Source organism: Roseateles sp. P2_H4, from assembly GCF_056403315.1.
Window position 1 is genome coordinate 96,340 of record NZ_JBFUFR010000016.1, and the last position, 17,654, is coordinate 113,993.

General features: G+C 67.9%; 18 protein-coding genes. 7 read left to right on the plus strand and 11 right to left on the minus strand.

Annotated features, from left to right (window positions below):
- Positions 1-40 precede the first annotated feature (40 nt).
- The 5 genes from AC1DW3_RS13920 to AC1DW3_RS13940 are packed head-to-tail and all read right to left on the minus strand — an operon-like array spanning position 41 to position 5,586.
- Positions 41-1,168, minus strand: a complete 1,128-nt coding sequence (locus AC1DW3_RS13920; protein ID WP_477931916.1) for a Gfo/Idh/MocA family protein — start codon at positions 1,166-1,168, stop codon at positions 41-43.
- The gene (locus AC1DW3_RS13925; protein ID WP_477931917.1) at positions 1,165-2,175 is read right to left on the minus strand and encodes a sugar phosphate isomerase/epimerase family protein; all 1,011 of its coding nucleotides are present in this window, start codon (positions 2,173-2,175) and stop codon (positions 1,165-1,167) included. The genes AC1DW3_RS13920 and AC1DW3_RS13925 overlap by 4 nt, the downstream gene beginning before the upstream one ends.
- 2 nt (positions 2,176-2,177) lie before the next feature.
- A complete protein-coding gene (locus AC1DW3_RS13930; RefSeq protein WP_477931918.1) occupies positions 2,178-3,125 on the minus strand; it encodes a substrate-binding domain-containing protein in 948 nt (315 codons plus the stop codon).
- Between the two features lie 12 nt (positions 3,126-3,137).
- Positions 3,138-4,115 (minus strand): ABC transporter permease, encoded by a 978-nt coding sequence (locus tag AC1DW3_RS13935; RefSeq protein WP_477931919.1) that lies wholly within the window; start codon positions 4,113-4,115, stop codon positions 3,138-3,140.
- Positions 4,096-5,586 carry a sugar ABC transporter ATP-binding protein gene (locus AC1DW3_RS13940; protein ID WP_477931920.1) on the minus strand — a complete coding sequence of 497 codons (1,491 nt, stop codon included), beginning with the start codon at positions 5,584-5,586 and terminating at the stop codon, positions 4,096-4,098. The genes AC1DW3_RS13935 and AC1DW3_RS13940 overlap by 20 nt, the downstream gene beginning before the upstream one ends.
- A 182-nt stretch (positions 5,587-5,768) precedes the next feature.
- Here AC1DW3_RS13940 and AC1DW3_RS13945 point away from each other — a divergent pair, with 182 nt between their 5' ends.
- From AC1DW3_RS13945 to AC1DW3_RS13960, 4 genes are read left to right on the plus strand one after another with little or no spacing between them, the layout of a single operon-like run.
- Complete coding sequence (locus AC1DW3_RS13945; protein WP_477931921.1) at positions 5,769-6,218, plus strand: hypothetical protein; 450 nt, start codon at positions 5,769-5,771, stop codon at positions 6,216-6,218.
- Entirely contained in the window at positions 6,215-6,628 is a 414-nt protein-coding gene (locus AC1DW3_RS13950) for a VOC family protein (protein ID WP_477931922.1), read from the plus strand. Before AC1DW3_RS13945 ends, AC1DW3_RS13950 begins: the two co-directional genes overlap by 4 nt.
- The gene (locus tag AC1DW3_RS13955) at positions 6,625-7,569 is read left to right on the plus strand and encodes a 2-hydroxyacid dehydrogenase (RefSeq protein WP_477931923.1); all 945 of its coding nucleotides are present in this window, start codon (positions 6,625-6,627) and stop codon (positions 7,567-7,569) included. The genes AC1DW3_RS13950 and AC1DW3_RS13955 overlap by 4 nt, the downstream gene beginning before the upstream one ends.
- Positions 7,570-7,615: 46 nt before the next feature.
- Positions 7,616-7,996 (plus strand): GFA family protein, encoded by a 381-nt coding sequence (locus AC1DW3_RS13960; protein ID WP_477931924.1) that lies wholly within the window; start codon positions 7,616-7,618, stop codon positions 7,994-7,996.
- A gap of 135 nt (positions 7,997-8,131) precedes the next feature.
- Here the strand turns inward: AC1DW3_RS13960 and AC1DW3_RS13965 are convergent, their stop codons facing one another.
- Both AC1DW3_RS13965 and AC1DW3_RS13970 read right to left on the minus strand, forming a co-directional pair.
- The gene (locus AC1DW3_RS13965; protein WP_477931925.1) at positions 8,132-8,614 is read right to left on the minus strand and encodes a hypothetical protein; all 483 of its coding nucleotides are present in this window, start codon (positions 8,612-8,614) and stop codon (positions 8,132-8,134) included.
- 87 nt (positions 8,615-8,701) lie between these two features.
- On the minus strand, positions 8,702-9,373 hold the full coding sequence (locus AC1DW3_RS13970) for a Type 1 glutamine amidotransferase-like domain-containing protein (protein WP_477931926.1): 672 nt from the start codon (positions 9,371-9,373) through the stop codon (positions 8,702-8,704).
- A 206-nt stretch (positions 9,374-9,579) separates the two neighbouring features.
- On the opposite strand from AC1DW3_RS13970, the gene AC1DW3_RS13975 reads away from it, so the two are divergent.
- Together AC1DW3_RS13975 and AC1DW3_RS13980 are read left to right on the plus strand one after the other, a co-directional pair.
- A complete protein-coding gene (locus AC1DW3_RS13975) occupies positions 9,580-10,011 on the plus strand; it encodes an ExbD/TolR family protein (RefSeq protein ID WP_477931927.1) in 432 nt (143 codons plus the stop codon).
- 172 nt (positions 10,012-10,183) lie between these two features.
- A complete protein-coding gene (locus tag AC1DW3_RS13980; RefSeq protein ID WP_477931928.1) occupies positions 10,184-10,696 on the plus strand; it encodes an FxDxF family PEP-CTERM protein in 513 nt (170 codons plus the stop codon).
- A 116-nt stretch (positions 10,697-10,812) separates the two neighbouring features.
- On the opposite strand, the gene AC1DW3_RS13985 is transcribed toward AC1DW3_RS13980, so the two are convergent.
- From AC1DW3_RS13985 to AC1DW3_RS14000, 4 genes are read right to left on the minus strand one after another with little or no spacing between them, the layout of a single operon-like run.
- Positions 10,813-11,775 carry an SMP-30/gluconolactonase/LRE family protein gene (locus tag AC1DW3_RS13985; protein WP_477931929.1) on the minus strand — a complete coding sequence of 321 codons (963 nt, stop codon included), beginning with the start codon at positions 11,773-11,775 and terminating at the stop codon, positions 10,813-10,815.
- Positions 11,772-12,602 (minus strand): NAD-dependent epimerase/dehydratase family protein, encoded by an 831-nt coding sequence (locus tag AC1DW3_RS13990; RefSeq protein WP_477931930.1) that lies wholly within the window; start codon positions 12,600-12,602, stop codon positions 11,772-11,774. Before AC1DW3_RS13990 ends, AC1DW3_RS13985 begins: the two co-directional genes overlap by 4 nt.
- A 34-nt stretch (positions 12,603-12,636) precedes the next feature.
- Positions 12,637-13,719 carry a LacI family DNA-binding transcriptional regulator gene (locus tag AC1DW3_RS13995; RefSeq protein ID WP_477931931.1) on the minus strand — a complete coding sequence of 361 codons (1,083 nt, stop codon included), beginning with the start codon at positions 13,717-13,719 and terminating at the stop codon, positions 12,637-12,639.
- A 57-nt stretch (positions 13,720-13,776) separates the two neighbouring features.
- Complete coding sequence (locus AC1DW3_RS14000) at positions 13,777-15,888, minus strand: alpha-glucuronidase family glycosyl hydrolase (RefSeq protein WP_477931932.1); 2,112 nt, start codon at positions 15,886-15,888, stop codon at positions 13,777-13,779.
- A 245-nt stretch (positions 15,889-16,133) separates the two neighbouring features.
- Here AC1DW3_RS14000 and AC1DW3_RS14005 point away from each other — a divergent pair, with 245 nt between their 5' ends.
- Complete coding sequence (locus AC1DW3_RS14005; protein WP_477931933.1) at positions 16,134-17,654, plus strand: MFS transporter; 1,521 nt, start codon at positions 16,134-16,136, stop codon at positions 17,652-17,654.

A 17,654-nucleotide genomic window follows, 5' to 3' on the forward strand; every position in this document is an offset into this window, starting at 1 on the left:
ATGTGTTCGTTTGCGCACAGGGCCACCGCTGAGGCGCGCTTCAGTCTGCCTGAAAGTCAACCCACTGCCCCTTCGACGCCACCGCGCGTTCGACAAAACGCACGCCACGTGCGCCGTCCTCGACACGCGGGTAGTCGCCACTGCGAGTGCCCGCGTGCAGGTCGCCGGCGAGTTCCGTGTAGAGGTTGGCAAAGGCCTCGATGAAGCCCTCGGGGTGGCCGGGCGGCAGGCGGCAGGCGCGGCGTGCGGCTTCGCTGAGGTGGGCCGAACCTCGGGTGAGGCGGCGTGGCGGTTCGTCCAGCGGCGAGTGGATGAGCAGGTTCGGGTCTTCCTGCCGCCAGTCCAGGCTGCCGCGTTCGCCGAACACGCGCAGGCGCAGGTCGTTCTCGTGGCCCACCGCCATTTGCGAAGCCAGCAGCACGCCGCGCGCACCGCCGGCGAGGCGCAGCAGGATGCTGGCGTCATCGTCGAGCTGGCGGCCGGGGCCGAAGCTGCTGAGCTCGGCGCAGAGCTGCTCAATGGCAAGGCCGGCAACGGTGTGCAGCAGGTTCTCGGCATGCGTGCCGATATCGCCCAGCGCGCCGCCGGGGCCGCTCTGCGCCGGGTCCATGCGCCAGCTCGACTGCTTGTTGCTGGCGCTTTCCAGCGCGCCGGCCAGCCAGCCCTGGTGATACTCGACGATGACCTTGCGGACCTTGCCGATCACGCCCGCCCGCACCAGTTCGCGGGCCTCGCGCACCATGGGGTAGCCGGTGTAGTTGTAGGTCACCGCGAAGGCGGTGCCACGGGCCTGCACGAGCGCCACCAGCTCCTCGGACTGGGCGCTGCCGTGCACCAGCGGCTTGTCGCAGGCGACGTGAAAGCCCGCGTCGACAAAGGCGCGCGCAACGTCGAAATGCAGGTGGTTCGGCGTGACGATGACGACGAGGTCGACGCGCTCCTCGGCCGGGCGGCGCATCTCGTCGGCCAGCAGGGCGCGCCAGTCGGCATGGATGCGGTCATCGGCCAGCCCCAGATCGCCGCCCGAGGCCAGCGACCTCTCGGGCGTGGCCGACAGCGCGCCGGCCACCAGCTCGTAGCGGCCGTCCAGCGCCATCGCATGGCGGTGCACGGCGCCGATGAAGGCATCACGACCGCCGCCAACCATCGCAACCCTCAACTTCCTCATCCCGCCATGCCCTTCGAGAAGGCCGCGTCAAACGCGCCATGCGCCGGCGGAAAGTCCAGACGCCGGCAGTAGGCCGCGCTCTCGGTGGCGCCATGCACGCGGTCCATGCGGCTGTCTTCCCACTCCACCGACAACGGCCCCGCATAGCCCACGTCGTTCAGCGCCACGATGATGGATTCGAAGTCGATCATGCCGCGGCCCACACTGCGGAAGTCCCAGCCGCGGCGTGGGTCGCCGAAGCTGGTGTTGCCGCCGAAGGTGCCGACCGTGCCGTCGCCGCGGCCCCACCAGACGTCCTTCATGTGCACATGGAAGATGCGCGGGGCGAACTGGCGGATGAAGCGCACATAGTCCACGCCCTGGTAGGCCAGGTGGCTGGGGTCGAAGTTGAAGCCGAAGCGCGGGTGCTGGTCCAGCGCTGCCAGGGCGCGCTCGGACGTGGCGATGTCGAAGGCGATCTCGGTGGGATGCACTTCCAGCGCGAAGTTCACGTCCTGCTCGGCGAAGACGTCGAGGATGGGTGTGAAGCGGCGCGCGAAGTCGGCAAAGCCGGCGTCCCAAAACGCCTGCGAAGTGGGCGGGAAGGCGTAGGCCGCGTGCCAGATGGACGAGCCGGTGAAGCCGGTCACGCGTTGCACACCAAGTTTGGCGGCGGCACGCGCCGTGTCGGCCAGCTCGGCCGCGGCGCGCTGGCGCACGCCTTCGGGATCGCCGTCGCCCCACACATGCGCCGGCAGGATGGCCTTGTGGCGCTCGTCGATGAGGTCGCAGATGGCCTGGCCGATCAGGTGGTTGCCGATGGCGTAGACCTTCAAGCCATGTTCGGCCAGCAATGCCCGTTGGCCGGCCGCATAGCCGGGTTCCTTCAAAGCACGCTGCACATTGAAGTGGTCGCCGCCGCAGGCCAGCTCCAGGCCGTCATAGCCCATGCGTTTGGCAAGGGGCGCCAGCTCGGCCAGCGGCAGATCAGTCCATTGGCCCGTGAAGAGAGTGAGAGGTCTTGCCATGATCAGAACGGACTATCCGGGAAGTAGAAGTCCTTGGCGTTGTCCCGGGTGATGAGCACCGAGGGCACGATGGTCTTGGCCGGCAGCTTCTGGCCCTTGAGGCGCGCCTCGGCCGTGAGCTTGATGGCGTCATAGATGAACTTGGGCGAGTAGGACACATTGGCCTGGATGCGCGGGTCGCTGCCGTCCTTGAGGATCTTGACCATGCCCTTGGCGCCGGCGCCGCCGAACACCAGCTTGACGTCGCTGCGCTTGGCCTGGTCGATGGCCCTCAGCACGCCGAAGGCCATGTCGTCGTCGGCGGCCCAGACGGCGTCGATCTTCTTGTAGCGCGTCAGGAAGTCCTGCATCACCTTGAAGGCGTCATCGCGGTTCCAGTTGCCATGCTTGGCGTCCAGCAGCTTGATGCCCGGGCTCTTGGCGATCCCGGCCTTGAAGGCATCCATGCGCTCGTTGTCGATGGTGGTCGGGATGCCGCGCAGCGCGACGATGTCGCCCTTGCCACCCAGCTGCTTGGCGATGAACTCGGCCGGCACGGCGCCGAAGGCGGTGTTGTCGCCGGCCACATAGGCGTCCTGCGCGGAAGCATCCGTCAGGCCGCGGTCCACCACGGTCACATAGACGCCCTTGCCGTGCAGCTGCTGCACGGGCTTGGTCAGCGCGGCCGACTCCTGCGGCAGGATGACGAGGGCGTTGATCTTGTTCGTCGTCAGCAGGTCCTGCAGCTGGTTGGCCTGCTCGCCGGCCGAGGCCGCGGCCTTGACGGTGATCTTGAGACCGGGGTTGGCCGCCTCCAGCTCCTTCTTGGCCTGGTTGGCCCACCAGACGATGCCGGCCGTGAAGCCATGGTCGGCCGAGGGGATGGCCACGCCCAGATGAACGGGCGCCTGGGCCTGGGCCGCAAAGGCGGCCGTGAGCGCCAAGGCGGTGGCGAGTCTGCGGGTCAACATGCGGAAGTCTCCTTAGCGTTGCCGTCTTTGCATGAAGGCGACGGCGATGATGACGGTGCCCTGCACGGCGGCATTCAGATGGATGCTGATGAAGCTGGTGAGGTTGAGCACATTGCCGATCACCGACAGCAGCAGTGCGCCCACCACCGTGCCGGCGATGCTGCCCGAGCCGCCCTTGAGGGCCGTGCCGCCGATGATGACGGCGGCGATGGCCTCCAGCTCCCATAGCAAACCCGTGGTGGGCGAGGCCGAGCCCAGCCGCGGCACATAGAGCAGCGTGGCGACGCCGACCATGGCGCCCAGCACCACATAGCTGCCCAGCTTGACCGCATCGACCTTGACCGCCGCATACCGCGCCACCTGCTCGTTGGAGCCGATGGCCTGGACATGGCGGCCATAGGCGGTGCGCTGCAGCAGGGCCGCCGCGGCCACAGCCACGACGGCGAACACCCAAACGGGCACCGGCACGCCCAGCAGCGTGCCGTAGTAGACCGGGGCGTAGGCGTCGGCCAGCTCGTTGTCCAGCGTGATGGCGCCGCCATCCGCCAGCCACGTCAGCACCGCGCGGAAGATGCCCAACGTGCCCAGCGTGACGATGAAGGGCTCGATGCGGCCGCGCGTGATCAGCCAGCCATGCGCAAAGCCCAGCAGGCTGCCCAGCAGCACGGCGCCGCTGGCACCGGCCACCACCGCCAGCCCCGGTGCCACGCCACGGGCGCCGAGCGCGTTCATCAGCAGGATGACGCAGCCGGCGATCAGCGCGGCCATGGAGCCGACGGAGAGATCGATGCCGCCGCCCACGATGACGAAGCACATGCCCACCGCGATGATGCCGGTGAAGGTGGTGCGGGTCAGCACATTGAGGGCGTTGTCGACGGTCGCGAACTCGGGGTTGAGGAAGGTGGCAACCAGGCACAGCACGACCAGGCCGGCAAGAGGCCCAAGGCCACGAAGGCGCGCGGCGATGGCGTCAGTGCGTTCCAGTGGCATGGGCGATCAGCAGGTCTTCGGTGGCCTCGTGGGCATCAAGCACGGTCTGCAGGCGGCCGGCACGCATGACGGCGATGCGGTGGCAAAGGCCGATGAGCTCCATCAGCTCGGAGGACACGACGATGACGGCAAGGCCATCGGCCGCCAGGCGCTGGATGAGGCCATAGAGCTCGCGCTTGGCGCCCACGTCCACGCCGCGCGTCGGCTCGTCGAGGACGACGATGCGCGGGCCGGGGTGCAGCACCTTGGCCAGTGCCAGCTTCTGCTGGTTGCCGCCCGACAGCGAGCGCGCGGGCACATCGAGCGAACCCGCGCGGATGCCGAATTCATCGACCGCACGCCGCAGCGCCGCGGCCTCGTCGGCCGGCCGCAGCCAGGGCCTGGCGTAGCGTGACAGCGCCATCAGCGTGAGGTTCTGGCGCAGGCCGAAGTCCAGGTGCAGGCCCTTGCCCTTGCGGTCTTCGCTGAGATAGGTGAGGCCGTGGTCGGCGGCCTCGCGCGGGTTGGCTAAGCGCACGGCGTGGCCGGCGATGTCGACTTTTCCGGTCGTGCCCGGCCGCAGGCCGATCAGGCCTTCGAACAACTCGGTGCGGCCCGCCCCCACCAGGCCCGCGAAGCCGAGGATCTCGCCCGGCGCGACCTCGAAGCTCACGTCGTGCGCCCAGCCCGGCACGCTCAGGCCCTGCACCTTCAGCAGCGGCTCCGCGTCCGGCCGGGCGGACTTGGGCGGGAACAGATCGCTCAACTCGCGCCCCACCATCAGGCTGGCCATCTGCGCCCGGCTGAGGCTGGCCGTGGGGGCGCGCGTCACGAAGCGGCCGTCGCGCATGACGACCACTTCGTCGGTCAGGCGCTCGACCTCCTCCAGCTTGTGCGAGATGTAGATCAGCGTCACGCCGTCGGCCTTGAGGCTGTCCACCAGGCCGAAGAGCTGTTCGGCTTCGGTGCTCGTCAGCGTCGCCGTGGGCTCGTCCATCACCAGCACGCGGGCGCGGCGCTGCAGCGCCTTGGCAATCTCCACGCGCTGCTTCTGCGCCAGGCTCAAGGCCCGCACGGGCGTGTCGGGCGAGCAATCCAGGCCCATCTGGGCCAGCAACTGCGCGGCGCTCTTGCGCATGGCGCGGTCGTCCAGCAGCCAGCCGCGCTTGAGTTCATGCCCGAGGAAGATGTTCTGCGCCACCGTGAGGGCCTCGGCCAGCGCGAACTCCTGGTGGATCATCGCGATGCCCTGCGCCTCGGCCGCACGCGGGCCGTCGAAGCGCACCGCCCTGCCATCCAGCCTCAGCTCGCCACCGCTCGGCGCCTCGTAGCCCGCCAGGATCTTCATCAGCGTGCTCTTGCCCGCGCCGTTCTCGCCCAGCAGGCCGACGGCGCGGCCTGCAGTCAGCTCGAAGCTCACGTCATGCAGAACGGCCACGCTGCCGAAGGATTTGGCAATGGCTTGAAAGCCCAGGGTATGGCGCACGCTCATGGCGAGTTGCTGACACTGACCCGAAACGCAACCATCCCCAGTCCCTGACCCGGATTCGAGGCGACGATCATCACATGCTGGAGCCACTTGTCGCTGCGCCGGACGGTGCCACTTGGGCGTTCCCCCACCCTAAGATGCGCCGCTTGCTGGCCCGACCGCGGGGAGACCTTGTGCGCAGAATCGTGACGATAGCCTTGGCCGGCATGGTGGCCGGAGCCCTGGACATCCTGGCCGCGTTCGCGAGCTACACCTCGCACGGCGCCACGGTGCCAGGCATCCTGAAATACATCGCCAGCGGGCTGGTCGGCGCCTCGGCGATGAAGGGCGGCCAGGAGATGGCGGCCCTGGGCCTGCTGTGCCATTTCGCCCTCACCACCGCGATGGCGGCGATCTACTTCTTCGCGGCGCTCAGGCTGAGCGTGCTGACGGATCGTCCCTGGCTCTGGGGCAGCGTCTACGGCGTGCTGACCTGGGTGGCGATGGTCTACGTCGTCGTGCCGCTGTCCGGGGTCAGCGGCTGGAAGTTGCCGGAGGGATGGAACATCGTCGCCGGCCTGCTGGCGCACATCTTCTACGTCGGCGTGCCCATCGCCCACATCACGCAGCACGGCCTGCGCGGCACGCAACGATGAGAAGCGTCTTCCACCTGGCCTATCACGTCCGTGACCTGGACACGTCTCGCGCCTTCTATGGCGAACTGCTCGGTTGCCGCGAGGGCCGCAGCACCGACACCTGGGTCGACCTCGATTTCTTCGGCCACCAGATCTCGCTGCATCTCGGCGAACCCTTCCCGGTCGCGAACACCGGGCGCGTGGGCGGGCACCTGGTGCCGATGCCGCATCTCGGCCTGGTGATGGCCATGCCCGACTGGCGCGCGCTGGCCGATCGCCTCACGTCTCGCGGCCTGGACTTCGTCATCGCGCCCAGCCTGCGTTTCGTCGGGGAGCCCGGCGAGCAGGCCACCATGTTCTTCCTCGACCCCAGCGGCAACCCCATCGAGATCAAGGGCTTCGCCGACCTCGACAAGGTCTATGCGACGTGACCGGTGTGCTGCCCTTCATCGCAGCGCCCGGCTCGCCCTTCGAAGCCGAGTGGATCGCCGCCTTGCAGGCGGCCATGCCCGACGAAAGCATCGTGCCATTCGCTGCGCTGGACGATGCCGAGCGCCAGGCCTGCACGGTCGCGATCGTCGCCAACCCGCGCCCCGAGGACCTGCGCCGCCTGCCGCGGCTGCAATGGGTGCACAGCGTCTGGGCCGGTGTCGAGCGCCTGCTGGCCGAGCTCGGCGACACGGAGCTGAAAGTCGTGCGCCTGGTCGACCCGCAGCTGGCGCAGACGATGGCCGAAGCCGTGCTGGCCTGGACGCTCTATCTGCACCGCGACATGCCGCGCTACGCGCAACAGCAGCGCGAGCGCCTCTGGCAGGCCCTCGACTACGTGCGGCCGCAACACAAGACCGTGGGCCTGCTCGGCCTGGGCGCCCTCGGCGAAGCGGCGGCACGCCGGCTGGTGGCCGCGGGCTTCAAGGTGCAGGGCTGGAGCCGAAGCCTGCGCGAGGTTAGTGGTGTGACTTGCCACGCCGGCGACGGCGGACTGGCGGCGGTGCTGACCAGCAGCGACATCGTGGTCTGCCTGTTGCCGCTGACGGCTCAGACGCGCGGGCTGCTGAACGATTCGACCCTGGGCCGAATGCGCCACCAGGCCTCGTTGATCAACTTCTCCCGCGGCGCCGTCGTCGATGACGAAGCCCTCAGACGCGCGCTCGACCGCGGCGCCTTGCGCCACGCGGTGCTCGATGTGTTTGCCACCGAACCCTTGCCGGCCGAAAGCTGGCACTGGACGCATCCTGCGGTGACGGTGCTGCCGCATATCTCGGCGCCCACCGACCGGCAGACGGCGTCCGGCATCGTGGCAGCCAATATCGCCGCCTACCGAAGGGACGGCGTGATTCCTGCCCATGTGGACCGCGGCCGGGGCTATTGAGCGCAGGCATAGTGCTGGCGACTTGCCGCCTGACATCTGCCCGCCCATGACCCAGCCTCTTTCCGCCCGTGGTTCCTGCTACTGCGGTGCCATCTCCGTCACGGTCTCTTCCCCGCTGCGTCGCCCGGTCAATTGCCACTGCGGGGAGTGCCGTCGCCTATCCGGTGCGGCATTCACGACATGGATCACGGCACTGCGCGATCAAGTCGTGATGAACAACGCCGAAGGGCTGAGCGTGTTCAAACCGACGCCCAACTTGCAGCGCTCGTTCTGCAAGCAGTGTGGGTCGCATGTCTTCACGGCAGACGTGCGGCTGCCAGCAGTCTTCGGGTTCCCGGCGGGGGTCTTCGAAGGCGAAGCCGTCGAGCCCCCGGACCACGACTACTTCCTCGAGGACAAGGCCAACTGGTACGGCTCCGCACCTTGAGCGTCGAGAAGGCTGCCGATGGCGTGCCGGTCCAACAAGGGCGCGAAAGAAAGGACAGCTTCAGGCTGGAGGCGGCCATCCACCGCGGCTACGAGAGCCATTCGATTGCCCCGCAGAAAGGGCAAGGGCGCGCTTTCATTTCTGTTTCTTCTGCTTCTCTTCGGAGATGACGGCATCGCTCTTCAGCGTCAAGACGGACACCTTGACGTCACCATAGACACGCTCGATGACCAACTCGCCGCCTTTGACCCTCATCGAGCATACGGTTTGGTCGAAGGTGGCGCTGCCATCGGGATGCGACCCCCTGCTGTCCTTGCAGGCCAGGCTTGGGTACTTGCTCGAAACAGTTCCAACAACTTGGCTGAAGCTCGTTGATTGGAACAAGAACATCAGCGACTGAAGCTTGTTATCAGTTCCAAACTCCGCCGATGGACCTAAATGAACGTAATAGGAAAGGACGCCTCCGATGGTTATGCTTTTCCAATCGGGCGCCAATTGCTTCACCTGCTCTGCGCTGCCGCCCAGCTCGAAACCACTGAGGTTCACAACTGGCTCTGGCGCTTTCTTGGCGCATCCTGCAAGTAGAGCCAGCGCTACCGCGATCCACGTCGTCTTCATCTGAAACCGTCCCTTCTTGATGAAGACGCACAGTTTGCCAGCCCCGTCCGCTCACGCTGCAAAGCCGCCCCCGCCAGCTTTGCCCCGTCACCCGCCAAAGTACCGCCAGTTGCCCTCCGACACGACTTCGGCCTTGCCGTCCACCACCTKGATGGCGGTCTGGTCGTCGATGGCGTAGGACGGGCMGCCGATGTCGGCGGCCCAACGCTGCGCACAGGCCATGGTGTTCTCGTCGAAACCCGGGTGGTCCAGGTGCGGAAAGATGGAGAAGTCGACGAGGCCGAGCGCCTTGTCGTCACCGGTGATCGGCGGCCTGGTTTCCACGAAGGCGTCGCCCACGCGCGGCGTCATCACCATGCTGCCGGCGCTCAGCCCCACCCACACGGTGCGCTCCAGCGACGGCAGCACGGCCGCGAGCCCCGACTGCCGCATCCAGTGGCACAGGTACAGGGCATCGCCGCCCTCCACCAGCAGGGCGTCCGCCTCCCGCACCCAGGGCAACCAGCGCGCTTCACCGATGGTGGGCAGCGCGGTGAGCTCCAGCACGCCCAGCGACTTCCATCCCAGTTCCGCCATCGGGCAGCCGGACTGTCCCGTGATGAAGCGCCACGCGCCAGCGGGGGTGCCCTGCGGGTGCCCGTACAGCGCGGTGGGGATGATCAGAGCGCTGCAGTCGGCGATGGGCTTGCCCAGCAAGTCCACCAGCGCCTTGCGAATGCTGGGGTTCCTGACGCCCCCTGAAGTGAGAAGCAGCTTCATCGCGCGAGTTCCTTTTCGTCCAGTCAGTTGTGTGACCCCACCTGCGACGATCCGACCCGCCTGGAATCGACAGGAAAAGACAAGGACAAACCCGCCATCGCTGCAAAGCGCCCAGTCCCATTGTCTTTGCGCCCCCTGCTGGGCATCATCGGCAGCAGCGCTCGTCGCTCGCTGGCGAGAGCAGCCACCAATGCCGGGAGGTCTCCATGGGAATGCATGTCGCAACGCTGCAAGGCAGCGCAGAACCCGAAGCCCTGATGGACGTCAACACGACGCCGCTGATCGACGTGATGCTGGTGCTGCTGGTGATGCTCATCATCACCATCCCGACCCAGTTTCACGCCATCAAGCTGGACATCGGGCTGAGCAAGCAGCAGACGCCGGCCTCGGTCGTGCATACCGTGGCCATCGACTTCGACGGCAGTGTCTATTGGGATGGCCAGGCCTTGGACGGCCGCGCCGCCGTCGACGCCAAGATGCAGGCAGTGGGCGCCCTGGCCGAGGCCGAGCAGCCCGAAGTGCATATCAAGCCGAACAAGCTGGTGGACTACAGCGCCGTCGCCGCCGTGATGGCCTCGGCGCAGCGCTACAGCGTCAAGAAGATGGGCGTGGCCGGGAACGAACAGTTCGGCAGCTGACTGCCGGTCGGCCCGGCGGGCTGGCCAGTTTTGGGCCAATACCGACAACTTAGGGATGTCGGACTTCCTTACATCGCTGAAGGCCCAGCGCAAGCAAATCACTGTGGCACCAGGGTTTTCTCTGATGGCACGATGCTTGCTCATACCTGCCGGTCTTTCTTTGGGAGTAAATATGTTGAAGTCTCTTGCCTTGGCCTCCGTGCTGTCCTTGGGCAGCCTCGCGGCTCAGGCTACCCCCTTCGTGCTGGGCACCGGCACGCTGGGCGCTACAACCGTCAATAGCGGCAACGTCGCCGTCGTGCCCGGCCTGGTGAACGACACCTTCACCTTCTCGCTCGCATCGGCATCGGCCGTGCAGAGCAACGTGACCACGTTCTTCGGCGGCCTGACGCCGGCGTTCTACAGCATCGTCAGCACCGGCGCCGATCACGTCGTGGGCGGCACTGATGACACCGTCATCACCGGCTTTGCCTTCACGTCCACGTCGACCGCTCATTTCACGAATCTGAGCGCCGGCAACTACTACTTCAACGTGTTCGCCCTGGCCACCCAGGCGCCGTCGGCCTACGCGATTTCGGCCTCGGCCACCGCGCTGCCGGTTCCGGAACCCGAGACCTATGCCATGCTGGCCGCCGGCCTCGGCGTCATCGGTTTCGTGGCTTCGCGCCGCCGTCGCGATCTGTAATCGAACTTGATCCGGGCGCACCTCGCGGTGCCCCGGATGCTCAAGCCCCCAAAGCCCCGGCGCTTCAAGCACCGGGGCTTTTTTTGTCCTCAGCGCTGCGCGCTCCGCGGGAGCCGCTAGGCCACCGCGCCGCGTGTGTTGACGTACAGCGCGTACAGCGAATGCGTGCTCGCCATGAAGAGGCGATTGCCCTTGGCGCCGCCGAAGCAGAGGTTGGCGCAGCGCTCGGGCAGGTGGATATGGGCCAAGGGCTTGCCCGTCGCGTCATAGACCTTGACGCCGTCGAGCCGCGACGCCTCCGCGCCCGCGCTGCCGTCGCTGCCGAAACCGCACCAGAGATTGCCCTGCACGTCGACGGCCATGCCGTCGAAGGCGCCCGGGCAGCCCGGGTCGATGAGCAGGCGCTTGTTGCTCAAGGACGCGCCGTTGACGTCATAGGCCCAGATCAGCCGGTGCGGCTGGGCACGGCTCTCGATGACGTAGAGGGTTTTGCCATCCGGGCTGAAGGCCAGGCCGTTGGGGCCCTTGAGGTCGTCGATCTGCAGCGTCAGCTCGCCCGTCACGCCGTCGATGCGGTAGACAGCCGGGGTCAGCTCCGACTCGGCCTTCTCGCCTTCGAAGTCACTCAGGATGCCGAACAGCGGGTCGCTGAACCACAGGCTGCCGTCGGCATGACAGGTGATGTCGTTGGGCGAGTTCAGGCGCTGGCCGTTGAAACGATCGGCCAGCACGGTGATGCGGCCGTCGTACTCGGTGCGCGTGATGCGCCGTGTCAGGTGCTCGCAGCTGACGAGTCGCCCCTGCCGGTCCCGCACATGACCGTTGGCGTTGTCGCTCGGGTTGCGGAACTCGCTGACGGCGCCGGTCGTCTCGTCCCAGCGCAGGATGCGGTTGTTGGGGATGTCGGAGACCAGCAGATAGCGGCCGTCGCCGAACCACACCGGCCCCTCGGCCCAGGCCAGGCCGGTGGCGAGCTGCTCGACGCCGGCGGCAAACAGGCGCAGCGCCAGGAAGGCCTCGTCCAGCACCTCGATGGCCGGGTCGGGCCGGCGCGCATTGGGCGTGAAGGCGATCTTCATTCCTTGGGCGCCTTCTCGAACGGCCCGAGGGTGACGAACTGGCCGCCCTGGCAGCGCACTTCGGGGCGGCTGGGGTCGACATAGGGCTGGGCCGCCTCGACCTCGGCGCGCCAGGGCTCCGAGCTGTCCTGGGGCTTGAAGCCGATGTGGTTGGACTTGCTGTTGTCCCACCAGGTTGAGCGGTTGTCGCTCATGCCGTAGATGATGCTGTGGCCGACGACGGGCGCGCTCAAGGCGGCGACGAGCAGGCGCTCCAGGTCGTCGAAGCTGAGCCAGCTCGACAACATGCGGCGGTCGGTCGGCACGGGCCAGCTCGAGCCGATGCGCACCGACACCGTCTCCAGGCCGTAGCGGTCGAAATAGAACTGCGCCAGGTTCTCGCCAAAGGCCTTGGACAGGCCGTAATAGCTGTCCGGCCGCGGCGCGGCCTGGGGCGTCAGCGTCTCGCCCTGACTGTAGAAGCCGGTCACATGGTTGGAGCTGGCGAAGACGATGCGCTTCACGCCGCGCTGGCGCGCCGCCTCGTAGACGTTGTAGGCGCCGACGATATTGGCCGGCAGCACGACGTCGAAGGGCTTCTCGATGGACACGCCGCCGAAGTGCAGCACGGCGTCGACGTCCTTCAGCAGGGCCTGCATCGCGGCCAGGTCTTCCAGCGGCGCCTGCACGACCTCCTCGCCGTCGCCGGCCGGATCCATGCCCGCGAGGTCGGACAGGCGCAGCACGTCGCAGTAGTGCTTCATGCGCGGTCGCAGCACACGGCCGAGGTTGCCGGCGGCGCCGGTCAGCAGCAGGCGCTTGAAGCGCGGGGCGGAAAGTGGCGTCATGAAAAAAAGGCCCTCGACGGGCCGGAGTCAGGCTTCACGCACCCTTGCGCAGCGGCGGGCGCAAACGCGGGGCGGCGTCGGACTGGCGTCGGACCAGTTCGAAATCCTTGAGCTCATGCTCGCAGGGCAGAGGCTCGCCACTGCGGCGCGCACGGATGTGGCGCACCAGCAGGTCAACAGCGGCGCCGGCCATCTCCATGATGGGCTGGCGCACGGTGGTCAGTTCGGGCCAGATGGTGGTGGCCAGCGGCGCATCGTCGAAGCCGACGACGGTCAGGTCGCTGGGCACGTCCAGGCCCATGCGGTGGGCAATGGCGACGGTGGCAGCGGCCATGTCGTCGTTGCTGGCGAAGATGGCCGTCGGCCGCTGCTCCTGCGACAGCAGGAACTCGGCCGCGTCCAGGCCCGAGCGGTAGGTGAACATGCCCTGAGCGACGACCTCTTCCTCGGCAATGTTCAGGCCGGCGTCGGTCATCGCGGCATGAAAGCCGGCGAGGCGGCGCGAGCTGCTGCTCTGGTAGGGGTCGCCGATGATGAAGCCCAGGCGGTGGTGGCCCAGGTTCAGCAGGTGGCGCGTCATCTCGTAGGCGGCCTGGTAGTCGTCGATGCCGACGGCGCAGACGTCCTCGGGCGGCTGGCCGGCGGAGACGACGACGGCCGGCGTGTCGGTCTCGGCCACCAGCTTGAGCAAGGGCTGGGAATCGCAGAAGGGCGGCGGCAGGATCAGCCCATCGATGCCATTGGCGATCATCTCGGCGACCGGTTTTTCCTCGCCCTCGCGCGCGGCCTCGCAGCGCTGCACGACCAGTTGCACGTGGCGCAGGCTGGACTTGTTCAACAGGCCGATCAGGAACTCGTTGAGGTAGCCCGCCGTCGGGTCGATGTAGAGCATGCCGATGCGGATGGGCTCCGAGCCGGCCAGGTGGCGGGCCGCCTGGTTGGGCATGTAGTTCAGCTCGGCGACGGCAGCCTGCACCTTCTCGCGCGTGCCGGGGCGCACGTTCTGCTCGCCGTTGATGACCCGCGACACCGTCATCGGCGACACCCCGGCGAGCTGGGCCACGTCGGCGATGGTGGCGACCTTGGTGCTGCGTCCAGCACGTGCGGATGGCTTCAAAGGTTTATTTCCTCGAATGATGGTCGGGCTGTTTGCGCAATCATATTTGGTGAGGGTCTAGCCCCCACGGCCCGGTGCGAAATTGAAACGCCGGGCCTTGTACTCGTCCAGGGGGTGTGCAGGCGCCCGCGTGCCGGCGGGCAGTGGCAGGCCCGAGGCGGACTGGAAATAGGCGATGCAGGCATCACGCCACCAGCGCGCCTCGGCCTCCTGCACGGCGAGATGGGCGGCGACGTCGGCATGGCGCTCGGGGTCGATATCGCCCTTCAGCGCAGCCCATTGCGAACGCATGTCGGCCACGCTCGCCACGCCGCGGTCGTAGCGCGCGACCAGCTCGGCCCACAGCGTGCGGCCCGAGGCCATCCGGTAGTCCCATGGCAGGTGATGAAACCACAGCAGCCAGTCCTCGGGCGTCGTCTCGGGCCTGGCAAGGCGGGCGGCCCAGTCGGGCGCGTACTGGGCCACGGCGTTGCTGCCGGTCGGACTGCGGTCGAAGCCGATGCCGTCGCGCCCGGCGCGGTGGAAGTAGACGGGGTTCCAGTCGGCACGCTCGAGGTTGTCGACCCAGGGCGCCGGGCCGTGGTGATGGCCGGTGCCCATCAGATGGTGCAGACCCAGCGGCGTCATGTAGTCGACGACGGCCTCGCGCGAGGCCAGCATCATCGCGACGATGCTGTCGACGGCGCGCGGTGCGCTGGTGAAGGTCTGCTGCACCCACTCGCGGGCCACGCGGCCTGCGGCCAGGTCGGGGTCCCAGGCCAGACGGCCGAAGGCGTACCAGTTGGCCTGGTCGAAATGCGAACCGCTCCAGTTGCGGTCGCTGCCGATATTGGCAACGCCGGCGATGGCCTTGACGTGCTGCGCCACCGTGGTGTCGTCGGGCCTGGCGCGCAGCACCTCCTCGAACAGCGGGCCCAGATAGACCAGATGGGTCGAGAAGCCCAGGTACTCCTTGGTGATCTGCAGTTCCAGCGCCAGCGGCGTCTTCGGCATCGCGCCGAACAGCGGGTGGAAAGGCTCGCGCGGCTGGAAGTCGATGGCACCGTTCTTGACCTGGACGATGACGTTGGCGGCGAACTGGCCGTCCAGCGGCTGGAACTCGCTGAAGGCCTGTTTGGCGCGGTCGCTGGCGTCGGGCGCATAGACAAAGGCCCGCCACATGACGAGGCCGCCATGCGGCGCCAGGGCCTCGGCCAACATATTGGCGCCGTCGGCGTGATGGCGGCCATAGTCCTGCGGCCCCGGCTGGCCCTCGGAATTGGCCTTGACGAGTAAGCCGCCGAAGTCGGGAATGACTTGGTAGATCTCGTTGGCCTTGGCCTTCCACCAGGCGCGCACGGCCGGGTCCAGCGGATCGGCCGTCTTCAGGCCGCCCAACTCCTTGGGCGCCGAGAAGCGCGCCGACAACCAGACCTTGATGCCATAGGGCCGCAGCACGTCGGCCAGCGCCGCGGCCTTGGCGAGGAAGGGCGCGGTCAGCGAATCGGCCTTGGCGTTGACGTTGTTCAGCACCGTGCCGTTGATGCCCAGCGACGCGTTCGCCCGCGCATAGTCCACATAGCGGGCGTCGCGGATGTCGGGCAGCTTCCACCAGTCCCAGATCGACGCGCCCGCATAGCCACGCTCCACCGTGCGGTCCAGGTTGTCCCAGTGGTTGAGCAGGCGCAGGCCGATCCTGGGCGCGGAGCGCTGGTCCAGCGTGGCCAGATCGGCGCCGGTGCTGGCCGCGCGAAGCCAGGCGAAGCTGCCGTAAAGCAGGCCGATATCGGTGTTGGCCGCGATCAGCGTCACCGCCCGGCCGCCCAGCTTCAGGCTGCGCAGCGCATAACCCTCCCGGCCCAGTTCGGCCCAGGGCAGATCGACACCGGCTGGCGCATTGGCCGGCGTGACCAGCATCAGCGCCCCGTCCGCAGGCCTGGCCGACGACGCCGGCTCCCGCCCCGTCAGCCCGGCCACGCCGCGCTTCAGTTCGGCGACGGCGACCTGCAGCGTCGGCGATGCCGGCTCCACATGCACGATGGTGCGCGCATGGGCCAGCGTCTGCGTGGGCTTGGGCAGGCCGCGGTAGCGCAGCCAAAGCTCGTGACCGTCCTCCACCGGGGCGCTGCCGGCAGGCAGCAGCAAAGCGGCCAGCATCAAGCCGGCCAGGGCTCGGGCCCATGTCGTCATTCGGTCTCCTGTCGCGGGCCCAACCGGGTCATGGCAACCCCGGAAATGCGGGAATGTTAGAGATTTCTCGCTTGCGCAAAGCAAAATGGTAGCGCTACATTTGAGTCCATAGCAAGCCTGAAAAGAGGCGCCACCGAGCGCCGCGCCCCTGGAGACCCCACGTTGAACCCTGACCTCGCCATCCTGGCTCCCGCGACCACCGCCCGCGCCACCGCGCCTGGGGCGGCTGAGTTCAAGGGGGCGTGATGGCCGGGGGGATCGCCGCGCCGCTGGGCCGCCAGCGCTGGGTCATCTGCGCGCTGCTCTTCGTCGCGACGACCATCAATTACATCGACCGCAATGCGCTGTCGGTGCTCAAGACCAGCCTGCAACAGCCTCTGGAGGCCGGCGGCCTGGCGCTGACCGACGCCGACTACGGCTGGATCACCTTCGCCTTCACGGCCGCCTATGCCGCCTTTCCGCCGCTGATCGGCATTGGCATCGACCGCTTCGGCGTCAAGCGCAGCCTGGCCGCGGCCCTGCTGCTGTGGTCGGCCGCCGCCGCGGCCCATGGGGTGGTGGCTTCGGTGCTCGGCCTGGTCGTCGTGCGCTTCCTGCTCGGCATGGCCGAGGCGGCCCATTTGCCGGCGGCCATCAAGGCGGTGGCGATGTGGTTCCCGCAGCAGGAGCGGGCCCTGGCCACGGGCATCTTCAACTCGGGCACGGCGCTGGGCGTCATCGCCTCGCCCATCACGGTCTGGCTGGCGGTCACTTTTGGCTGGCAGTTCGCCTTTGTCGCCATTGGCGGCGTCGGCCTGGCCTGGCTGGTGTTCTGGGAGCGCGGCTTCCAGGCGCCCGAAAGACATGCACGGGTATCAGCGGACGAGCTGGTCTTCATCCAGGCCGGCCAGCCCGCCCAGCAGACGGTGATCAAGCTGCCGTGGACGACGCTGCTGCGCTTCAAGGCCATCTGGCCCTTCCTTACGGCCAAACTGCTGACCGACCCGGTCTGGTGGTTCTTCCTGTTCTGGCTGCCGTCCTATCTGGAGCGCGAGCGCGGCCAGAACCCGCTGAAGAGCGCCGGCCTCGTCGCGCTGATCTACCTCGGCTCCAGCGTCGGCTCCATCTTCGGCGGCTGGCTGTCGAGCACCCTGGTGAAGCGCGGCTGGCCGGTCGGCCGCGCCCGCATGACGGCCATGGGCCTGGCCGCCGCCTGCATGCCCGGCGCCATCCTGGCCTACACCAGCGACAGCTTTGCGCTGTGCATCGCGCTGATCACGCTGTCCACCGCCTGCCACCAGGCCTGGTCGGCCAATCTGCTGACGTCCGCCACCGACCTCTTCCCGACCAAGGTGTCCGGCGCCGTCGTCGGCCTGGGCGCTACGGCCGGTGGCATCGGCGGCATGTTCATCGCGCTGCTGGCGGCCCTGGCCGTGCAGTGGACGGGCACCCAGCAATGGGTCTTCGTGTTCGCCGGCCTCATGCACCTGACCAGCCTCGGCATCTTCTGGCTCTGGTTCCGCGGCCGCTTCGAGCGCGTGGATGTCGATGCCGGCATGGACATGCGCCAGCCCCACCGGGCGCTGCTGGTCGCTGGCGGTGTGCTGACGGCGGTTGGCGCGACGCTGGCATGGGTCATCACGGCGAACTGGGAAGCCTGTGTCGCCGCTGCCAAGTTCTCCGGCGCCGCGCAGGCCCTGACCGCCGCCATCGGCCTGGCCCTGATCGGCCTGGCCCTGCTGCATGCCGGCAGCCCCCGCACCGGTGCCGTTCTCCAGGTGGCCTGA

What these genes read in the sequence shown, in the direction of transcription:
- AC1DW3_RS13925 (WP_477931917.1), bottom strand. Translation starts at nt 2,175, where the DNA reads ATGGCAAGACCTCTCACTCTCTTCACGGGCCAATGGACTGATCTGCCG.
- AC1DW3_RS13930 (WP_477931918.1), bottom strand. Translation starts at nt 3,125, where the DNA reads ATGTTGACCCGCAGACTCGCCACCGCCTTGGCGCTCACGGCCGCCTTT.
- AC1DW3_RS13985 (WP_477931929.1), bottom strand. Translation starts at nt 11,775, where the DNA reads ATGAAGATCGCCTTCACGCCCAATGCGCGCCGGCCCGACCCGGCCATC.
- AC1DW3_RS13965 (WP_477931925.1), bottom strand. Translation starts at nt 8,614, where the DNA reads ATGAAGACGACGTGGATCGCGGTAGCGCTGGCTCTACTTGCAGGATGC.
- AC1DW3_RS13950 (WP_477931922.1), top strand. Translation starts at nt 6,215, where the DNA reads ATGAGAAGCGTCTTCCACCTGGCCTATCACGTCCGTGACCTGGACACG.
- AC1DW3_RS14000 (WP_477931932.1), bottom strand. Translation starts at nt 15,888, where the DNA reads ATGACGACATGGGCCCGAGCCCTGGCCGGCTTGATGCTGGCCGCTTTG.
- AC1DW3_RS13960 (WP_477931924.1), top strand. Translation starts at nt 7,616, where the DNA reads ATGACCCAGCCTCTTTCCGCCCGTGGTTCCTGCTACTGCGGTGCCATC.
- AC1DW3_RS13990 (WP_477931930.1), bottom strand. Translation starts at nt 12,602, where the DNA reads ATGACGCCACTTTCCGCCCCGCGCTTCAAGCGCCTGCTGCTGACCGGC.
- AC1DW3_RS13940 (WP_477931920.1), bottom strand. Translation starts at nt 5,586, where the DNA reads ATGAGCGTGCGCCATACCCTGGGCTTTCAAGCCATTGCCAAATCCTTC.
- AC1DW3_RS14005 (WP_477931933.1), top strand. Translation starts at nt 16,134, where the DNA reads ATGGCCGGGGGGATCGCCGCGCCGCTGGGCCGCCAGCGCTGGGTCATC.
- AC1DW3_RS13935 (WP_477931919.1), bottom strand. Translation starts at nt 4,115, where the DNA reads ATGCCACTGGAACGCACTGACGCCATCGCCGCGCGCCTTCGTGGCCTT.
- AC1DW3_RS13975 (WP_477931927.1), top strand. Translation starts at nt 9,580, where the DNA reads ATGGGAATGCATGTCGCAACGCTGCAAGGCAGCGCAGAACCCGAAGCC.
- AC1DW3_RS13980 (WP_477931928.1), top strand. Translation starts at nt 10,184, where the DNA reads ATGTTGAAGTCTCTTGCCTTGGCCTCCGTGCTGTCCTTGGGCAGCCTC.
- AC1DW3_RS13920 (WP_477931916.1), bottom strand. Translation starts at nt 1,168, where the DNA reads ATGAGGAAGTTGAGGGTTGCGATGGTTGGCGGCGGTCGTGATGCCTTC.